Below are 15107 nucleotides of genomic sequence, written 5' to 3'. Positions count from 1 at the left end.
GGACCCTGGGCCGCAAGACGTCAACGCACATCGATGGACTCCACTTGCCAGACCGAGCGCGTCAGGTACACCGCGTTATAGAGATGGGGCCGCTCATCAAAGGGATAGATGACAAACAGAGGGCCTTGATGGCGCACCTCGAGCGCATTGCCATCGCGAGACATCGCCAGGACAATGCCGAAATCCCTCGCGTCTTCCACGGGAATGGTCGCCGCAAAATCATTCAGTGCCGCAACCCGCAGTTCCATGCCGCGAGCATCTACTGCCTCCAGCAAGGCCATCAGCAGTGGACCGTCGTAGACCGATGCTCCGTCGTACCAGGGAAGGTGGGTGCTAATGCGCCCTTGATCCAGCGCAAGTAGCATATCGCGATCAAACCATGCCTGATCACCCACGTTGGTGATACCAATATCGCCGGATACCTTCAGCAAGGGTTTGCCAGCAGGCCGCTCAAGCGCCATTGCCAGGGAAGACACCAAGGTCAGCCCAAGAACCGCAAGATGCCAGCGATATCGCACATTCCCCCCTTTGCCGAGCTCGATGCTCGGAGGCATTTCCGGCTTATCGTCTTCGCTTGTATGCTGATTCAGCCGTACCGAATGTTAAAATAGTAAATCATAGGACACAATTCGTCACGTGATGAAACGCAAGGGCTCCCATGCCCCCCATCAGTGCTCTATGGCCCGACGACATGCCCCCCTTGCCCTCTGCCATGGCACCAGCGGCGCCTTATGATCGGCCAAGTTCAGCCGCCAACCAGTCCGCCAGATCATTGGCATGAGGATTACGCGGGCCCTGCGCCCCGGAGGCCAAATGCAGGGTCAGACAGGCCTCCGTGGTCACGAACCCCCAAGGAGCAAGCAAACGCCCAGCACGCACGTCGTCTTCCACCAGATAGTCCGGGGAGATGCCCACGCCCAGCCCCACCAGTGTCGCCTCGAGCATATAGGTAAGATGCTCGAAGCCCTGTCCCATGGAGAGGCCTTCAACGCTCATCCCCTGCTGGGAACACCAGTCACTCCAGGCTGACGGCCGCGAGCGAGTATGCAGCAAAGGATGCCCCAGGAGCTCTTGCGGCTGCCGCCGGTCCGCCCCTTGAGTGGACGCGATCTGATAGTGCGGGCTGTGGACAGGGCCGATACGCTCCTTCCCCAGCACTCGAATAAGCGCACGCTCGTCGGGGCTATCGGGCAGGCGCTGGAACCGCAGCACACCGTCCGCTCCTGGCGGCACACCTTCCCCTTCTTCACTGGCGCTCAGGTGCAGTTCCAACGTCGGAAGTGCCGTCTTCAGCGCCGCCAGGCGCGGGATAAACCAGCGCGCCAGAAATGAGCCGGGGCAGTTCAGCACAAAGGGGCGCCCCTGTCCCCGCTGCGACACGTCACTGCACACTCTGGATAACGCTCCTAGATGGAAGCCGATGGCATCGGCGAGCTCCTGACCCGCCTCGGTCAGGCGCACTCCTCTGCCCTCCCTTTCCAGCAGGTGCACGCCCAGCTGCTGCTCAAGCCCCTTGATCTGACGGCTCACGGCCCCGTGGGTAAGGTGCAACGCGGTCGCGGCCCGGGACACGCTGCCCAGCTCCGCTACCGCCTCCAGAGCTCTCAGCGCTCGCATTGACGGCAGCCTGTCCCCTGCCAAGGTGACGGGCGCTCCCCGGCGTCCCTGATCTGTCATGATGCCCCTCCGCCCACGGCTAAATATGTGACTTTTTCTCACAGGTTAGTGCAACGATATCGATTTTTCAGGTGCCCGTCAGCGGTTATTCTTGGCCTCGACACCCATGGCGCTGGTCGCGCCGCGACAGCTTTGGAGCTTCCGATGAGCCAACACGACACGACACAGAGCCTCCGCCAGGGGCCCGACTCAAGAGGGTTCTTTGGTGACTTCGGGGGACGCTTTGTCGCCGAGACACTGATGCCGTTGATTCTTGACCTGCAGCGGGAATATGAAGCAGCTCGCAAAGATCCACTGTTCGCCGACGAGCTGGCACGGCTTTCTGCCGACTACGTGGGCCGCAAGAGTCCGTTGTACTTTGCCGAACGTCTGACCGAGCATCTGGGTGGTGCACGCATCTACCTCAAGCGCGAGGACTTGATGCATACCGGCGCTCACAAGATCAACAACGCCCTTGGCCAGATTCTGCTGGCACGCCGCATGGGCAAGCGTCGCATCATCGCCGAAACCGGGGCAGGCATGCACGGTGTAGCGACCGCCACCGTGGCGGCACGCTTCGGCATGGAGTGCATCATCTACATGGGCAGCACCGACATCCACCGCCAGCAACCCAATGTACAGCGCATGCAGCTGCTTGGCGCCAAGGTGATTCCCGTGACCGCCGGCGATGGGACCCTGAAGGATGCCATGAACGAGGCCCTGCGAGACTGGGTCACCCACGTCGATACCACCTTCTATATCATCGGCACGGTGGCAGGCCCTCACCCCTATCCTGCCATGGTGCGTGACTTCCAGTCGGTCATCGGCCAGGAGGTTCGCGAGCAGCTGTTCGACAAGGAACAACGCTTGCCCGACTCCCTGGTGGCCTGCATCGGCGGCGGCTCCAACGCCATGGGACTGTTTCATCCCTTCCTGGATGATCAGGACGTGGCACTGATTGGCGTAGAGGCCGCTGGCGAGGGGCTCGACACTCCTCGTCACGCCGCCAGCCTGAAAGGAGGACGCTCAGGCGTGCTGCATGGCAATCGCACCTTCCTGCTGCAGGATGCGGAGGGACAGATCAGCGATGCGCACTCGATTTCCGCCGGCCTCGACTACCCCGGCATTGGTCCCGAACATGCATGGCTGCATGCCATTGAGCGTGCCGAGTACGTGGCCGCCAGTGACCGCGAGGCGCTGGACGCGTTCACCTTGCTGTGCCGTAAGGAAGGCATCATTCCTGCGCTGGAGTCGTCCCATGCCCTGGCAGAAGTGATCAAACGTGCGCCCGGCCTCCCCCAGGATCACCTGATGGTGGTGAACCTCAGCGGTCGCGGCGACAAGGACATGACCACCGCGACGCAATGCTTGGCTGAAGAGTTAGGGCTCGACACCGCCAATGGCCCGGTCTGACCTGCGCCCCTTATCCTCAGGAGAGACATGATGACATCCCCAGCCACTTCACAAGGACGCCTGGCTCAGCGCTTTGCCGCTACCCGCCAGCAAGGCCGCGCCGCCCTGGTGACCTATATCGCCGCCGGTGATCCCGACTACGCTACCAGCCTCGCGACCCTCAAGGGCCTGGGCGAGGCCGGGGCCGATGTGATCGAACTTGGCATGCCGTTCACCGACCCCATGGCAGATGGCCCTGCCATTCAGCACGCTACCCGGCGTGCGCTGGAGGGAGGTCAGTCCATGGACCGCACCCTGGAGATGGTGCGCGAACTCCGCCGAGTCGACACGCTCACGCCGGTGGTGCTGATGGGCTACTACAACCCCATCTACGCTCGCGGCGTCGAGCGCTTCCTCGATCAGGCCAAGGCCGCCGGGGTCGATGGCCTTATCGTGGTGGACCTGCCGCCGGAGCACGATGACGAGCTGTGCCTGCCCGCCGCCAAGGCCGGTCTGAACTTTATTCGTCTGGCCACCCCGACGACCGACGCCGAACGTTTACCCAGCGTGCTCGCCAACACGTCAGGCTTTCTCTACTACGTCTCCAGCAATGGCGTGACGGGTGGTGCAGCTCCTAGTGCGGAGCGGGTCAAGCAGGAGCTGGATCGTATCCGTGCTCACAGCGATATTCCCGTCGCCGTCGGGTTTGGCATTCGCACCGCCGCCCAGGCCAAGGAGATTGGCGCCTTTGCCGATGGCGTGGTGGTTGGCTCCGCTCTGATAGATGCCCAGGCCAGCGGAGAGACGCCCCAGGCAGGCACTCAGGCGGTGCTGGAGCTGACGCGCGAGCTTGCCAACGCGCTGGCCCAGGCAGGTCACGCTCCCTCCCGCTAACACGAGCACTTGTCATGTATCACTCGACCACTCCCGCGGAGTGGTCGAGTCTTTATGCCCTCTACCATGATGGGTACAGCGCAACGATAACGGCGATTCCTGCCAGACATATGCGATATCGACGTCCAGTCCTCTGCCTGACGTCTGCTCCCGCGATATTCTTTCTGCCATTCTCATGCTTAAGTCGAACCCGTAATACGGGTTAGCGATGGTAGAATCCCGCCCCTTCCGGCCACAAGCCGCCCCATCCGTCTGCGCGAGACGGTCGATGCACACACCACGCTTCGAGATCAGAGTCATGTCCAACACCCTGAGCGTCCCCTTCAAGGCACTGAACCGGCTGGGGCTGATACCCCAGATTGTGATCGGCATCCTGCTGGGTATTATTGTCGCCACCCTGTCCCCAGACCTTGCGGCATCGGTCTCGCTGCTCGGGCAGGTCTTTATCTCTGCCCTGAAGGCCGTTGCGCCTGTCCTGGTGTTTGTGCTGGTGATGGCCGCCATCGCCAACCACCAGCGAGGTCGTCAGACCCAGATCCACAGCGTGCTCATGCTGTATCTTGCCGGCACCCTGGTGGCCGCTCTGGTGGCCGTCACCGCAAGCTTCCTGTTTCCCACAGAATTGACGCTGGATACCGCCCAGGCCAGCGGCAACCCTCCCGGCGGCGTGATCGAAATCCTACGCAACCTGTTGCTCAGTGCCGTCGCCAACCCGATTGCCGCGCTGATGGAAGCCAACTTCGTGGCTATTCTGGTCTGGGCCATCAGCCTCGGCCTGGTGCTGAGAAACGCTCAGTCCGCCACCAAGGGAATGATCAATGACCTGTCCGACGCGGTCTCTACCCTCGTCCGCTGGGTGATCCGCCTGGCACCGCTCGGCATCTTTGGCCTGGTCGCCGGCACCCTGGCCGAAGCCGGCATCGGCGCACTGATGGAATATGGCCGCCTGTTGTCCGTCATCGTCGGCTGCATGGTATTCGTGGCGCTGGTCACGAACCCCCTGATCGTCTTCCTGACCACCCGCAAGAACCCCTACCCCCTTGTATTCAGCTGCCTTCGCGGTAGTGCCATCACCGCCTTCTTCACACGCTCAAGCGCCGCCAACATTCCGGTCAACATGGAGTTGTGCAAGCGCCTGGAGCTGGACGAGGACACCTATTCCATCTCGATCCCCTTGGGTGCCACCATCAACATGTCCGGCGCAGCCATCACGATCACGGTGATCACACTGGCGGCCGCCCACACCCTCGGCATCAGCGTCGATTTTGCCACCGCACTGCTGCTGTGCATCGTCTCGGCGCTTGCCGCTTGCGGTGTCTCGGGTGTCGCCGGTGGCTCGCTACTGCTGATTCCCATGGCGGCCAGCCTGTTCGGCATATCCGCCGATGTGGCCATGCAGGTCGTCGCGATCGGCTTTGTCATCAGCGTGGTGCAGGACTCCACGGAGACCGCGCTTAACTCGTCCACCGATGTGCTGTTCACCGCCGCCGCCAGCCGCAGAGCCGATCGCAGCACAGCCGTCGACTGACCCCGTCCTGCGGCTGCACGAACCAAGCCCCCGTCACCCTGCGGTGACGGGGGCTTTGTTGAGTAGGATTGCTGAATGGGCGTTGCTTAGCGGGCTGCTGGACAGACTTGTTTAAACACATGACGCCGTCACTCAGCCCGCCACCACCTGCGGATGATAGCGAGCGGCAATCGCCACCAGGCGCTCCATGGTCTCGCGACTCGGAGGTTCGAGTCCGGCCAGCGGATAGTGCTGTCCCAGCTCCTCCCACTTGTACTCGCCCAGACCATGGTAAGGCAGCAGCTCGACCCGCTCGATGTTATCCAGGGTCTGAATCAACTGGCCGAGTCGGTGCATCATCTCGTCGCTATCGGTATGGCCCGGCACGATCACCTGTCGAATCCAGGTCGGCTTGCCGATCGCCGCCAGATGGCGTGCGAAGGCGAAGGGTCGACGGGAGGAAATCCCCGTCAGTACGCGATGGGCCCCTTCGTCGATATGCTTGATATCCAATAACACCAGGTCGGTGGCATCAAGCAGTGCATCGAGCACATCGTCGTAATGGCAGGCGTAGCCGTTGGTATCGAGACAGGTGTGCATCCCCTCTGCCTTGGCGGCCACGAACAGATCCCGCACGAAGGCTGGCTGCAGCAGCGCCTCTCCCCCGCTGCAGGTGATGCCCCCTCCGGAGGCGCGCATGAACGGTAGATAGGTTCGCGCTTCCGCCATGACCTCTTCCACGCTGACCTCGCGTCCCCCTTTCAGATCCCAGCTATCCCGGTTATGGCAGTACTGACAGCGCATCACGCAGCCCTGAAGAAAGACCAGAAAGCGGATGCCGGGGCCATCGACGGCACCGCAACTCTCGAGATGATGAAGACGGCCGATACGGGACATGGCGTGGCCTCGCAAGAAAAGGGCTCCGGGGAAAATTCCCGGAGCCAGAGGGAGGCCGCTGTCGCGGCCTCAGGACGAGTCTTGGGCAGTACGCCCTAGAGCGTCTCGGTGAAGGTACGGCTGATCACGTCCCGCTGCTGTTCTGCGGTGAGCGAGTTGAAGCGCACCGCGTAGCCGGACACCCGAATCGTCAGCTGCGGGTACTTGTCGGGATGGACCACGGCGTCTTCCAGCATCTCGCGGTTGAGCACGTTGACGTTCAGGTGCTGGCCACCTTCCTGGCGATCACTGTGATGGAAATAGCCGTCCATCAAGCCGGCCAGATTGCCACGCTGCGTGCCTTCGTCCTTGCCCAGCGCCTTGGGCACGATCGAGAAGGTGTACGAGATACCATCCTTGGCATGGGCATAGGGCAGCTTGCCCACCGACGTCAGCGATGCCACTGCCCCCTTGGTGTCACGTCCATGCATCGGGTTTGCTCCCGGCGCAAAAGGCTCGCCGGCGCGACGCCCGTCCGGCGTAGTCCCGGTTTTCTTGCCGTAGACCACATTGGAGGTGATGGTCAGCACAGACTGGGTAGGCTCGGCGCCACGGTAGGTCTTGAGCTGGCGAATCTTGTTCATGAAGACTTCCACCAGCTGACAGGCGATATCATCAACCCGTGCATCGTTGTTGCCAAAACACGGGTAGTCACCGTCGATCTCGAAGTCCACCGCCACACCGTCTTCGTCGCGCACTGGGCGCACGGTGGCATACTTGATCGCGGACAGTGAGTCCGCCGCCACCGATAGCCCGGCGATACCGCAGGCCATGGTGCGCTTGACGTCAAGATCATGCAGCGCCATCAGGGCCGCTTCGTAGCTGTACTTGTCGTGCATGTAGTGGATGGCATTCAGCGCGGTGACGTATTGCCGTGCCAGCCAGTCCATCAGACCATCCATACGCTGCCAGACGTCATCGAAGTCCAGCACCTCATCACGGATCGGCTCGCTCTTTGGCCCCACCTGAATCTTGAGCTTCTCATCGACGCCGCCGTTGATCGTGTACAGCAGCGTCTTGGCCAGGTTGGCACGAGCGCCGAAGAACTGCATCTGCTTGCCGATCACCATGGGGGACACGCAGCAGGCAATCGCGTAGTCATCGGAGGCAAAGTCCTGGCGCATCAGATCGTCGTTCTCATACTGGATCGACGAGGTGTCGATAGACACCTTGGCGCAGTAGCGTTTGAACCCCTCTGGCAGCTGCTCTGACCACAGCACGGTCAGGTTGGGCTCAGGACTTGGGCCCATGGTGTACAGACTGTTGAGGAAACGGAAGCTGGTACGGGTGACCAGCGTGCGTCCGTCCTGGGCCATGCCCCCCAGGCACTCGGTCGCCCAGATGGGGTCGCCGGAAAACAGTTCGTCGTACTCAGGCGTGCGCAGGAAGCGCACCATGCGCAGCTTCATGATGAAGTGGTCGACCAGCTCCTGGGCCCCCACTTCATCGATCACTCCCTGGCTCAGATCGCGCTCCAGGTAGATGTCGAGGAAGCTGGAGGTACGCCCCAGCGACATGGCCGCGCCATTCTGGGACTTCACCGCAGCCAGGTAGCCGAAGTAGGTCCACTGAATGGCTTCCTGAGCCGTGGTGGCCGGCACCGAGATATCGAAGCCGTACTTGGCCGCCATCTCTTTCAGCTGGTCCAGCGCACGATACTGCTCGGCGACCTCTTCGCGCAGCTGAATGACCGCCTCCAGATCATCGCCCCGTTCAAAGCGTGACTGCAGAGAAGCAAACTGGGCCTGTTTGTCGGCCATCAGGAAGTCGACACCGTAAAGCGCGACCCGGCGATAGTCACCGATGATGCGGCCGCGTCCATAGGCATCAGGGAGTCCTGTCAGCACGCCGGACTTGCGACACTTGAGGATGTCCGGGGTGTAGACATCGAACACGCCCTGGTTATGGGTCTTGCGAAACTCGGTGAAGATCTTCTTCACCTGCGGATCCAGCTCGCGGCCGTAGGCCTGGCAGGACCCTTCCACCATCTTGATCCCACCATTGGGCATGATGGCCCGCTTCAAGGGTGCCTCGGTCTGCAGACCGACAATGGTCTCGAGAGACGCATCGATGTAGCCGGCGTCATGGGCGGTGATGGAGGACACCAGCGAGGTGTCGAAGTCCAGTGGCGCGTGGGTGGCATTCTCCTGCTTGATGCCCTCCATGACCCGGTCCCACAGTGCGCGGGTGCTCGTGGCGGGCTCTGCCACCAGAAAATGCTCGTCGCCTTCATAGGGCGTCACGTTGGCCAGCAGGAAGTCGCGTACGTTGACCCCCTCCTTCCACGCGGTGCCCGCAAACCCTTCCCACGCCTGTGCGAATTGCTCTTTCATCGACTTGCCCCTCAACCAAAGGAAATACGAAACTAGTGCAGACTCACTGCCCCCCTCTATCCATCGGAGGGGGCAGCAAAGCTTGAAGATCGGTGGCAGCGCGGTCGTCACTTCGATGGTGACGTGGATGCTGCGCTCTTGCTGGGCGAGACAACCTCTGTCCCAGCGGGACCATTCGACTTTAGCAGTAGAGGGACAGCCCGGACTTGACCCGTATCAGCGTCCAATAAGGTCGCGGCGCAACTGGCGATTTAGCGCATCAGGGAGGATAAACAGGCGGGAGGGTCAGCGAGCAGAGCGCGCCATAAAAAGGCGACGCCACCCGAAGGTGGCGCCGCCCTGGCGCAACGATGGCGCTATGTACCCAGAGGTACGCCGATCAATCTGCCGGCCTGTTGTCAGGCGCTGAGCAAGGCATTCAGACGCTTGACGTAGGCAGCGGGATCATCGAGATGGCCGCCCTCGGCGATAATCGCCTGATCAAGCAGAATCCTGGCGAGATCGGCAAAGCCCTCGTCGCCGGCCGCTTCGAGACGCGCGACGAGCGCATGCTCCGGGTTGAGTTCGAGGATCGGCTTGACCTCCGGCAGGCTCTGGCCCGCCGCTTCCATGATGCGGCGCATCTGGAAGCCCATCTCGTGCTCAGGCAGGACCACACAGGCAGGAGAATCCGTCAGGCGATGGGTGACCTTGACCTCCTGGACCTCGTCTCCCAGCGCCTCTTTCACCCGCTTGACCAGGTCTTCCTTGGCCTTGGCGGTCTCCTCCTGGGCCTTCTTCTCTTCCTCGTTCTCGACATCACCAAGATCGAGGTCGCCCTTGGCCACATCGACCAGCTTCTTGCCATCGAACTCGGTAAGGTGGCTCATCAGCCACTCATCGATCCGGTCGTGCAGCAGCAGTACCTCGATCCCCTTCTTGCGGAAGATCTCCAGGTGGGGGCTATTCTTGGTCGCATTGAAGCCGTCGGCGACGATGTAATAGATCTTGTCCTGACCCTCTTTCATCCGCTCGACATAGTCGGCCAGTGACTGGTCCTGGGTGGCGCTGTCGGTGTGCGTACTGGAGAAGCGCAGCAGGCTACTGATCTTGTCGCGGTTGGCGAAGTCTTCCGCCGGGCCTTCCTTCAACACGGCGCCGAAGGTATTCCAGAAGCTCTGATAAGCCTCCTTGTCCTTCGACAGCTTCTTCAGCATGTCCAGCGCACGCTTGGTCAGCGCGGACTTGATCTTGTCGACCTTGGGATCCTGCTGCAGCAGTTCGCGGGACACGTTCAGCGACAGGTCGCGGGTATCCAGCACGCCCTTGATAAAGCGCAGGTAGAGCGGCAGGAACTGCTCAGCGTCGTCCATGATGAACACACGCTGCACATACAGTTTCACCCCACGGGCGCCATCACGCTCGTACAGGTCGAAGGGAGCACGGCCCGGCACGTACAGCAGGCTGGTGTACTCCAGGTTGCCTTCGACCTTGTTATGGCTCCAGGCCAGCGGGTCGGAGAAGTCATGAGCCACATGCTTGTAGAAGGCCTTGTACTCATCATCCGACACCTCGCCCTTGGGACGAACCCACAGCGCTGTCGCCTCGTTGATGGTCTCCCAGGTGGTGACTTCACTACCGTCGACCTCATTGCCTTCGTCGTCGGTCGCCTTTTCCGTGCGCGGCATTTTCACCGGCACTTCGATGTGGTCGGAGTACTTGCGCACCAGACTTTGCAGGCGATAGTCATCGGCGAACTCGCTGGCATCATCCTTCAAGTGCAGGATGATCTCGGTACCGTGCTTCTCGCGCTCAAGCTCGGCCACCACAAACTCACCTTCGCCCTTCGAACGCCACTCAACGCCCGCATCCGCTGCGTCTCCCGCCTTGCGCGTGCGCACCGTGATCTCGTCGGCGACGATAAAGCCCGAGTAGAACCCGACACCGAACTGACCGATCAGCTTGGCGTCCTTCTGCTGCTCGCCAGATAGCTGATTCAGGAACTCCGCGGTGCCGCTCTTGGCGATCGTGCCGAGGTTGGCGATCACATCGTCGCGATTCATGCCGATACCGTTGTCACGAATCGTCACCGTCTTGGCGTCGCTGTCGTGCTCGATCTCGACACGCAGTTCGCTGTCGCCTTCATACAGGGCGTCGTTGTCCAGAGCGGCGTAACGGAGCTTGTCGCAGGCATCCGCTGCGTTGGAAATCAGCTCCCGAAGAAAGATCTCGCGGTTGGAATACAGCGAGTGGATCATCAAGTTGAGAAGCTGCTTGACCTCGGTCTGAAAGCCCAGGGTTTCTTCGTGAGTAGCGGTGGTCATGGTAGGTCGAACCCCTTTCGACATAGCGTTTTCCGGACCAGTGCCGGGACACTGGCGTTCCAGAGTGTGCGACGCGGGTAGCGAGGCGTCAGGGCATCCCCTGTCGGCGCTCGCTCAACGCCGTACGATCTTCAATTGATCATCGATATGGGGCTAGACGCTGTCTTTTCAAGCCCGCAGCGCACCCCTTGGCGCTGGTTCCGGCACATACGCTTCAGGATTCAGCACACGCTAGGCGGGATCTAACACATAGCTCATGCGCGCGCGGGCGATCGGGGTCGCTTCGTCATCCTGCCACGCCCATGTGTCCACATTGACCATACGACGCCCCTCGCGTACCAGGCGACAGCGGGCACGGGTCGGTTTCACCGCAGCGGGTGCCAGGTAGTCCACGGTCACATTGACCAACCGAGGGAGGCGTGGCTGGCGGGACTGGCTGAGCGTATGCAGGGCCGCAGCCGTTTCCATGAATGCCGCCACGACACCACCGTGAAGCGCAGGCAGCATGGGGTTACCGATATTGGAAGACCGCGCCTCCAGCGCAAAACAGAGCCCCTCATCGTCGCGACAGGCCGACACCCCGAGCTGCCCTGCGTAAGGTATCTGCGCTATCCAGGGGGCGAGGTTATCATCGTTGATGCCCGCCTCTAACAGCAGTGGATCCAGGGCATCGCTGCTGCCACGGGCCGCCATCACCGGGGTCGGTGGTACAGCCGGCGATTCATCCGACTCCGCGAGACCGGCAAACATGGCATCGGCAAATCCAGGAGGCGTGTTGCGGGGTCCTAGCCTGGCGAAATGCCCGCTCGCTCGGGCCAGTGGCTGTCCATCCTGCTGCCATGCCTGAGCCTCGGTGAACACGACACTGGACGATACCGCATCGGCTCTGGCCTTGACCCACAGCGGCCATTCCTCGATACCGGGGCGGCGGTGGCTGATATGCAGGTCCAGGGTCGGGCATACCTCGGGCTGGGGCAACGCGGTCAGCACGGACGCGCCACAGGCGGTGTCAAGCAGCATGCTGAGGACCCCCGTGTGCACCAGTCCTCGTTGGCGATCTCCCGACAACAGCGGATGCCAGGGCAGATACAGCGTAACGCCCTCCTCGTCCACCGAGGTGACCTGCATCTCCAGCATGTGGGTGTGCGGAATGACATCGATAAATCGCTGAAGAGCCTGGCGCCACAGCGAAAAGGAAGGTGAAGCGAAAGCATCTTCTTGTGCGGACATGACGAGCGCCATAGTCAAACGTTTGACTGACAGCCTAGTCAGAACCCTTCAGGTCCACCATTCGCCTTTTTACCTATGAACGATGGGTCTAGCTACCCATGACGACGTATCTATGAAGACGTATCTATGAAGACTTACCCAAGAACAGTGGGCCTGGCGGCGGCAGGGCATTCCACCACCGCTCAGCGTTGCCGACGCCGACGGGTCAACCGGGCAGACTACAGATCACTGATATCCCGCTCTTCCCGCTGCGCGTCCTCTTCGACGTCGCCACGCCAGGCCCGGTAATCTGCCAGACTCGCGTCCACCTTGGTCAGCAACCACCCGACAATGACCACGTCATCGACGAGACCAAACAGCAGCAGCACGTCCGGAACAAGATCCAACGGAGACACCAGGTAGGCCAAGGCCGCCGCCATCCAGCCAAAGGCGGACCAGGGCACTGGGCGATAACGTCCGCCGAGCACATCCTGGAGCATCGGAATGAACAGCTTCAAGGCCCTCAAGATGTGCTTGAAGGCTCTCGAACGCTGGGAAAGACGTCCTATCACAGGGACACGGTCAAACAGGGACATCTCAACAACCTCCTGGATGCAGGTCTCGTCAAACGCCTGCAGCGGTGACAGCAGCCGGCCTTTGGGGACGATGTCCTGGGCTTCGGCCTCGACACTGTCAACATGGAGGCGGACCTGTTCTGGGTCAAGCTTCAGCGTCAGATAACATGACTGTTCAAGCTTCCCATGTTCGGTCACCATGGAGCCTCCAGGCGCACTCAGGCGCGCCCAGGCAATCGTGTCTTCACCTCAGGACCAGGAGGGTCTCAATGCCATTCGCCCTGTTTCGCCGCCTAGCGCCACTGCTGGCCGCGACGGCCCTTTGTACACCGTCGCTGGCCTCTGCCCAGGCCAGCGATGGCGCCATGCGCAGTGCCCTGGAAGCTGCTCGCAGCGGTAACTTCCAGCAGATCAACGACGCTGCCATACGTGGTCACGAACTCGAGGGCTACGTGGCGTACTATCGCCTGCGCGACCGTCTGCCCAACGCCTCCCCCCAGGAGGTGCTGGGCTACATCTCCGCCAATGCCGACGCTCCCCTCGGTGACTGGATGCGCGAACAGGCCATCCTGCGCTATGGCCGTGCCGGTCGCTACGGCGACCTGCTCGCCGTGGCCAACGGCGTTCCGGCGACCACGGCAGAGCAGTGTTACTACTACACCGCTCAACTCGGCCAGAATCCCTCCCAGGCCGCACAAGGGGGACGCGAGCTGTGGAACGTCGGCAGCTCCCAGCCAGATGCCTGCGACACGCTATTCTCGACGCTACGGGCCAGGGGCGACATCGGCGACCTGGAGATCTTCCAGCGCATGATGCTGGCTTGGGAAAACGGCGAAGACGGGTTGGTCAGCTATCTCGGCCGCCAGCTGGGGCCGGCCTGGAGCAGCGCAGTGGCTGCACAACAAAGCGTGGATATCAGCCCCTCCCGTCTGGCCAGCGTAGGCAGCTGTGTCGGGCCGAACTGCGCCGGCACAGAAGACTTTGTGCGTGCCGCCGTCATCGCTGGTGCGGAAACGTCGGCGGCCTCTGCGCTCAACGGCTGGCAACAGGTATCGACACGGGTGAACCTGTCCCCGCAAGCGCGCCAGTCCCTCGAGCGCGAGATCATGTATCACGCCCTACGGCGTGACCAGCGCGAACTGCTTGGCTGGATCGATGGCGCCTTGCCGACGCAGCAGGATGCCGAAGTATTTGAACTCCGGGCGCGCCTGGCCATCCGCGACCGCGACTGGGGGGCGCTGGAACGCACGGTCGCCGCCATGCCCGCGGAGGTGCAAGGCAAGGCCCGCTGGCAATACTGGCTTGGACGTGCGCTCACTCTGCGCGGCCAGCAGACCGCCGCACAGGCAGCCTTTACTCGCGCAGCCGGGCAGCGAGACTTCTTCGGTTTCGTCGCAGCAGACCGCCTGGGGCAGCCCTACAACCTCAATATGGAAAGCCACCACTCCAGCGATACGGAACGCTCTCAGGTCGCGAACTGGCCCACAGTGCGCCGCACGGAAGCCCTGCTGCGCGTCGGGCAGGAGGGACTGGCGAACCTGGAGTGGTACCACGCGGTGCGAAAGGCCAGCCCCGCCGATGCGCGGCGCCTGGCTGACTACGCCGCCTCCAGGGGCTGGCACGTGCGCCTGGTGCAGACCACCATCGTCGGCAAGATGCTGGACGCCCTGCCCTGGCGTTTTCCGGAAGCCTATCGCGCTGACTTCCAGCGCTGGGGCCAGGCCAATGCGGTGGATCCCTACCTGTTGATGGGCATTGCCCGACGCGAGAGTGCCTACAACCCCGAGGCGCTGTCGCCGGCAGGCGCCCGTGGTCTGATGCAGCTGATGCCGGGTACCGCCGCACTGGTCGGACGGCAGGTGGGGATCGGCGACCCTGGCCCCTATGGGGTGCTGGATCCCGCCACCAATATTCGCCTCGGCAGCACCTATATCCGGGATATGATCGCTCGCTACTCGGGCAACCGCATTGCGGCGGCGGCTGCCTACAACGCGGGGCCCCACCGGGTCGACAACTGGCTGGCGCGGTCGCCTGGCGAGTTCGATCTGTTCGTCGAAGAAATTCCGTTCAAGGAAACGCGTCGCTATGTACGCGCCGTGCTCGAATACCGCGTGGTGTTCGAGAGCCTTGCCAAGGGGTCGACCCAAGGCGTGCAGGTGCTGACGCCGGCAGAGAAGACGGCACGCTACGATGCGGGCATGGTCAGGCGCTGAACCAGCATAGACGTACCGTTACCTCCCCACAGAAAAGCCCCGGTCCAATTGGACCGGGGCTTTTCGTTACCCTGTTTGCCATGTCTCTC

Annotated in this window: 11 protein-coding genes; 4 read left to right on the top strand and 7 right to left on the bottom strand. The window is 62.1% G+C overall.

All coding sequences use genetic code 11. The features are described from left to right. Positions 1–20 precede the first annotated feature (20 nt). Positions 21–554 (bottom strand): hypothetical protein, encoded by a 534-nt coding sequence (locus KUW18_RS19435; protein ID WP_261396818.1) that lies wholly within the window; start codon positions 552–554, stop codon positions 21–23. Between the two features lie 175 nt (positions 555–729). Then, a complete protein-coding gene (locus KUW18_RS19430; protein WP_222562178.1) occupies positions 730–1677 on the bottom strand; it encodes a LysR family transcriptional regulator in 948 nt (315 codons plus the stop codon). Between the two features lie 144 nt (positions 1678–1821). Here KUW18_RS19430 and trpB point away from each other — a divergent pair, with 144 nt between their 5' ends. The 3 genes from trpB to sstT all read left to right on the top strand — a co-directional run bounded on the left by trpB (position 1822) and on the right by sstT (position 5470). After that, entirely contained in the window at positions 1822–3069 is a 1248-nt protein-coding gene (trpB, locus tag KUW18_RS19425) for a tryptophan synthase subunit beta (protein WP_222239471.1), read from the top strand. Between the two features lie 27 nt (positions 3070–3096). After that, the gene (gene trpA, locus KUW18_RS19420; protein WP_261396817.1) at positions 3097–3942 is read left to right on the top strand and encodes a tryptophan synthase subunit alpha; all 846 of its coding nucleotides are present in this window, start codon (positions 3097–3099) and stop codon (positions 3940–3942) included. A 298-nt stretch (positions 3943–4240) separates the two neighbouring features. Continuing rightward, a complete protein-coding gene (sstT, locus tag KUW18_RS19415) occupies positions 4241–5470 on the top strand; it encodes a serine/threonine transporter SstT (protein WP_222562185.1) in 1230 nt (409 codons plus the stop codon). 132 nt (positions 5471–5602) lie between these two features. Here sstT and pflA read toward each other — a convergent pair whose 3' ends face one another. From pflA to KUW18_RS19385, 5 genes are all read right to left on the bottom strand, one after another. Then, the gene (pflA, locus tag KUW18_RS19410; RefSeq protein WP_222486379.1) at positions 5603–6346 is read right to left on the bottom strand and encodes a pyruvate formate-lyase-activating protein; all 744 of its coding nucleotides are present in this window, start codon (positions 6344–6346) and stop codon (positions 5603–5605) included. A gap of 95 nt (positions 6347–6441) precedes the next feature. Further along, complete coding sequence (gene pflB / locus KUW18_RS19405; protein ID WP_222562177.1) at positions 6442–8718, bottom strand: formate C-acetyltransferase; 2277 nt, start codon at positions 8716–8718, stop codon at positions 6442–6444. Positions 8719–9116: 398 nt separating this feature from the next. Then, entirely contained in the window at positions 9117–11021 is a 1905-nt protein-coding gene (gene htpG, locus KUW18_RS19400; RefSeq protein ID WP_222562176.1) for a molecular chaperone HtpG, read from the bottom strand. Positions 11022–11252: 231 nt separating this feature from the next. Continuing rightward, positions 11253–12251: a PaaI family thioesterase gene (locus tag KUW18_RS19835; protein WP_261396025.1), complete on the bottom strand. Its 999-nt coding sequence runs from the start codon at positions 12249–12251 to the stop codon at positions 11253–11255. A gap of 218 nt (positions 12252–12469) precedes the next feature. Then, entirely contained in the window at positions 12470–13006 is a 537-nt protein-coding gene (locus KUW18_RS19385) for a YkvA family protein (RefSeq protein ID WP_315900009.1), read from the bottom strand. A 68-nt stretch (positions 13007–13074) separates the two neighbouring features. Here KUW18_RS19385 and KUW18_RS19380 point away from each other — a divergent pair, with 68 nt between their 5' ends. After that, positions 13075–15018: a transglycosylase SLT domain-containing protein gene (locus KUW18_RS19380; RefSeq protein ID WP_222562175.1), complete on the top strand. Its 1944-nt coding sequence runs from the start codon at positions 13075–13077 to the stop codon at positions 15016–15018. The last annotated feature ends 89 nt before the right edge of the window (positions 15019–15107 follow it).

Origin of the sequence: Halomonas sp. DP5Y7-2 (assembly GCF_019802025.1) — a bacterium.
Taxonomy (GTDB): Bacteria; Pseudomonadota; Gammaproteobacteria; order Pseudomonadales; family Halomonadaceae; genus Halomonas; species Halomonas litopenaei_A.
Note: the sequence above shows the minus strand (reverse complement) of the source record. Positions and strands in the feature narration are given on the sequence as shown.

Coding starts and splice junctions, on each gene's coding strand:
- KUW18_RS19435 (WP_261396818.1), bottom strand. CDS start 554: ATGCCTCCGAGCATCGAGCTCGGCAAAGGGGGGAATGTGCGATATCGC.
- KUW18_RS19430 (WP_222562178.1), bottom strand. CDS start 1,677: ATGACAGATCAGGGACGCCGGGGAGCGCCCGTCACCTTGGCAGGGGAC.
- trpB (WP_222239471.1), top strand. CDS start 1,822: ATGAGCCAACACGACACGACACAGAGCCTCCGCCAGGGGCCCGACTCA.
- trpA (WP_261396817.1), top strand. CDS start 3,097: ATGATGACATCCCCAGCCACTTCACAAGGACGCCTGGCTCAGCGCTTT.
- sstT (WP_222562185.1), top strand. CDS start 4,241: ATGTCCAACACCCTGAGCGTCCCCTTCAAGGCACTGAACCGGCTGGGG.
- pflA (WP_222486379.1), bottom strand. CDS start 6,346: ATGTCCCGTATCGGCCGTCTTCATCATCTCGAGAGTTGCGGTGCCGTC.
- pflB (WP_222562177.1), bottom strand. CDS start 8,718: ATGAAAGAGCAATTCGCACAGGCGTGGGAAGGGTTTGCGGGCACCGCG.
- htpG (WP_222562176.1), bottom strand. CDS start 11,021: ATGACCACCGCTACTCACGAAGAAACCCTGGGCTTTCAGACCGAGGTC.
- KUW18_RS19835 (WP_261396025.1), bottom strand. CDS start 12,251: ATGTCCGCACAAGAAGATGCTTTCGCTTCACCTTCCTTTTCGCTGTGG.
- KUW18_RS19385 (WP_315900009.1), bottom strand. CDS start 13,006: ATGGTGACCGAACATGGGAAGCTTGAACAGTCATGTTATCTGACGCTG.
- KUW18_RS19380 (WP_222562175.1), top strand. CDS start 13,075: ATGCCATTCGCCCTGTTTCGCCGCCTAGCGCCACTGCTGGCCGCGACG.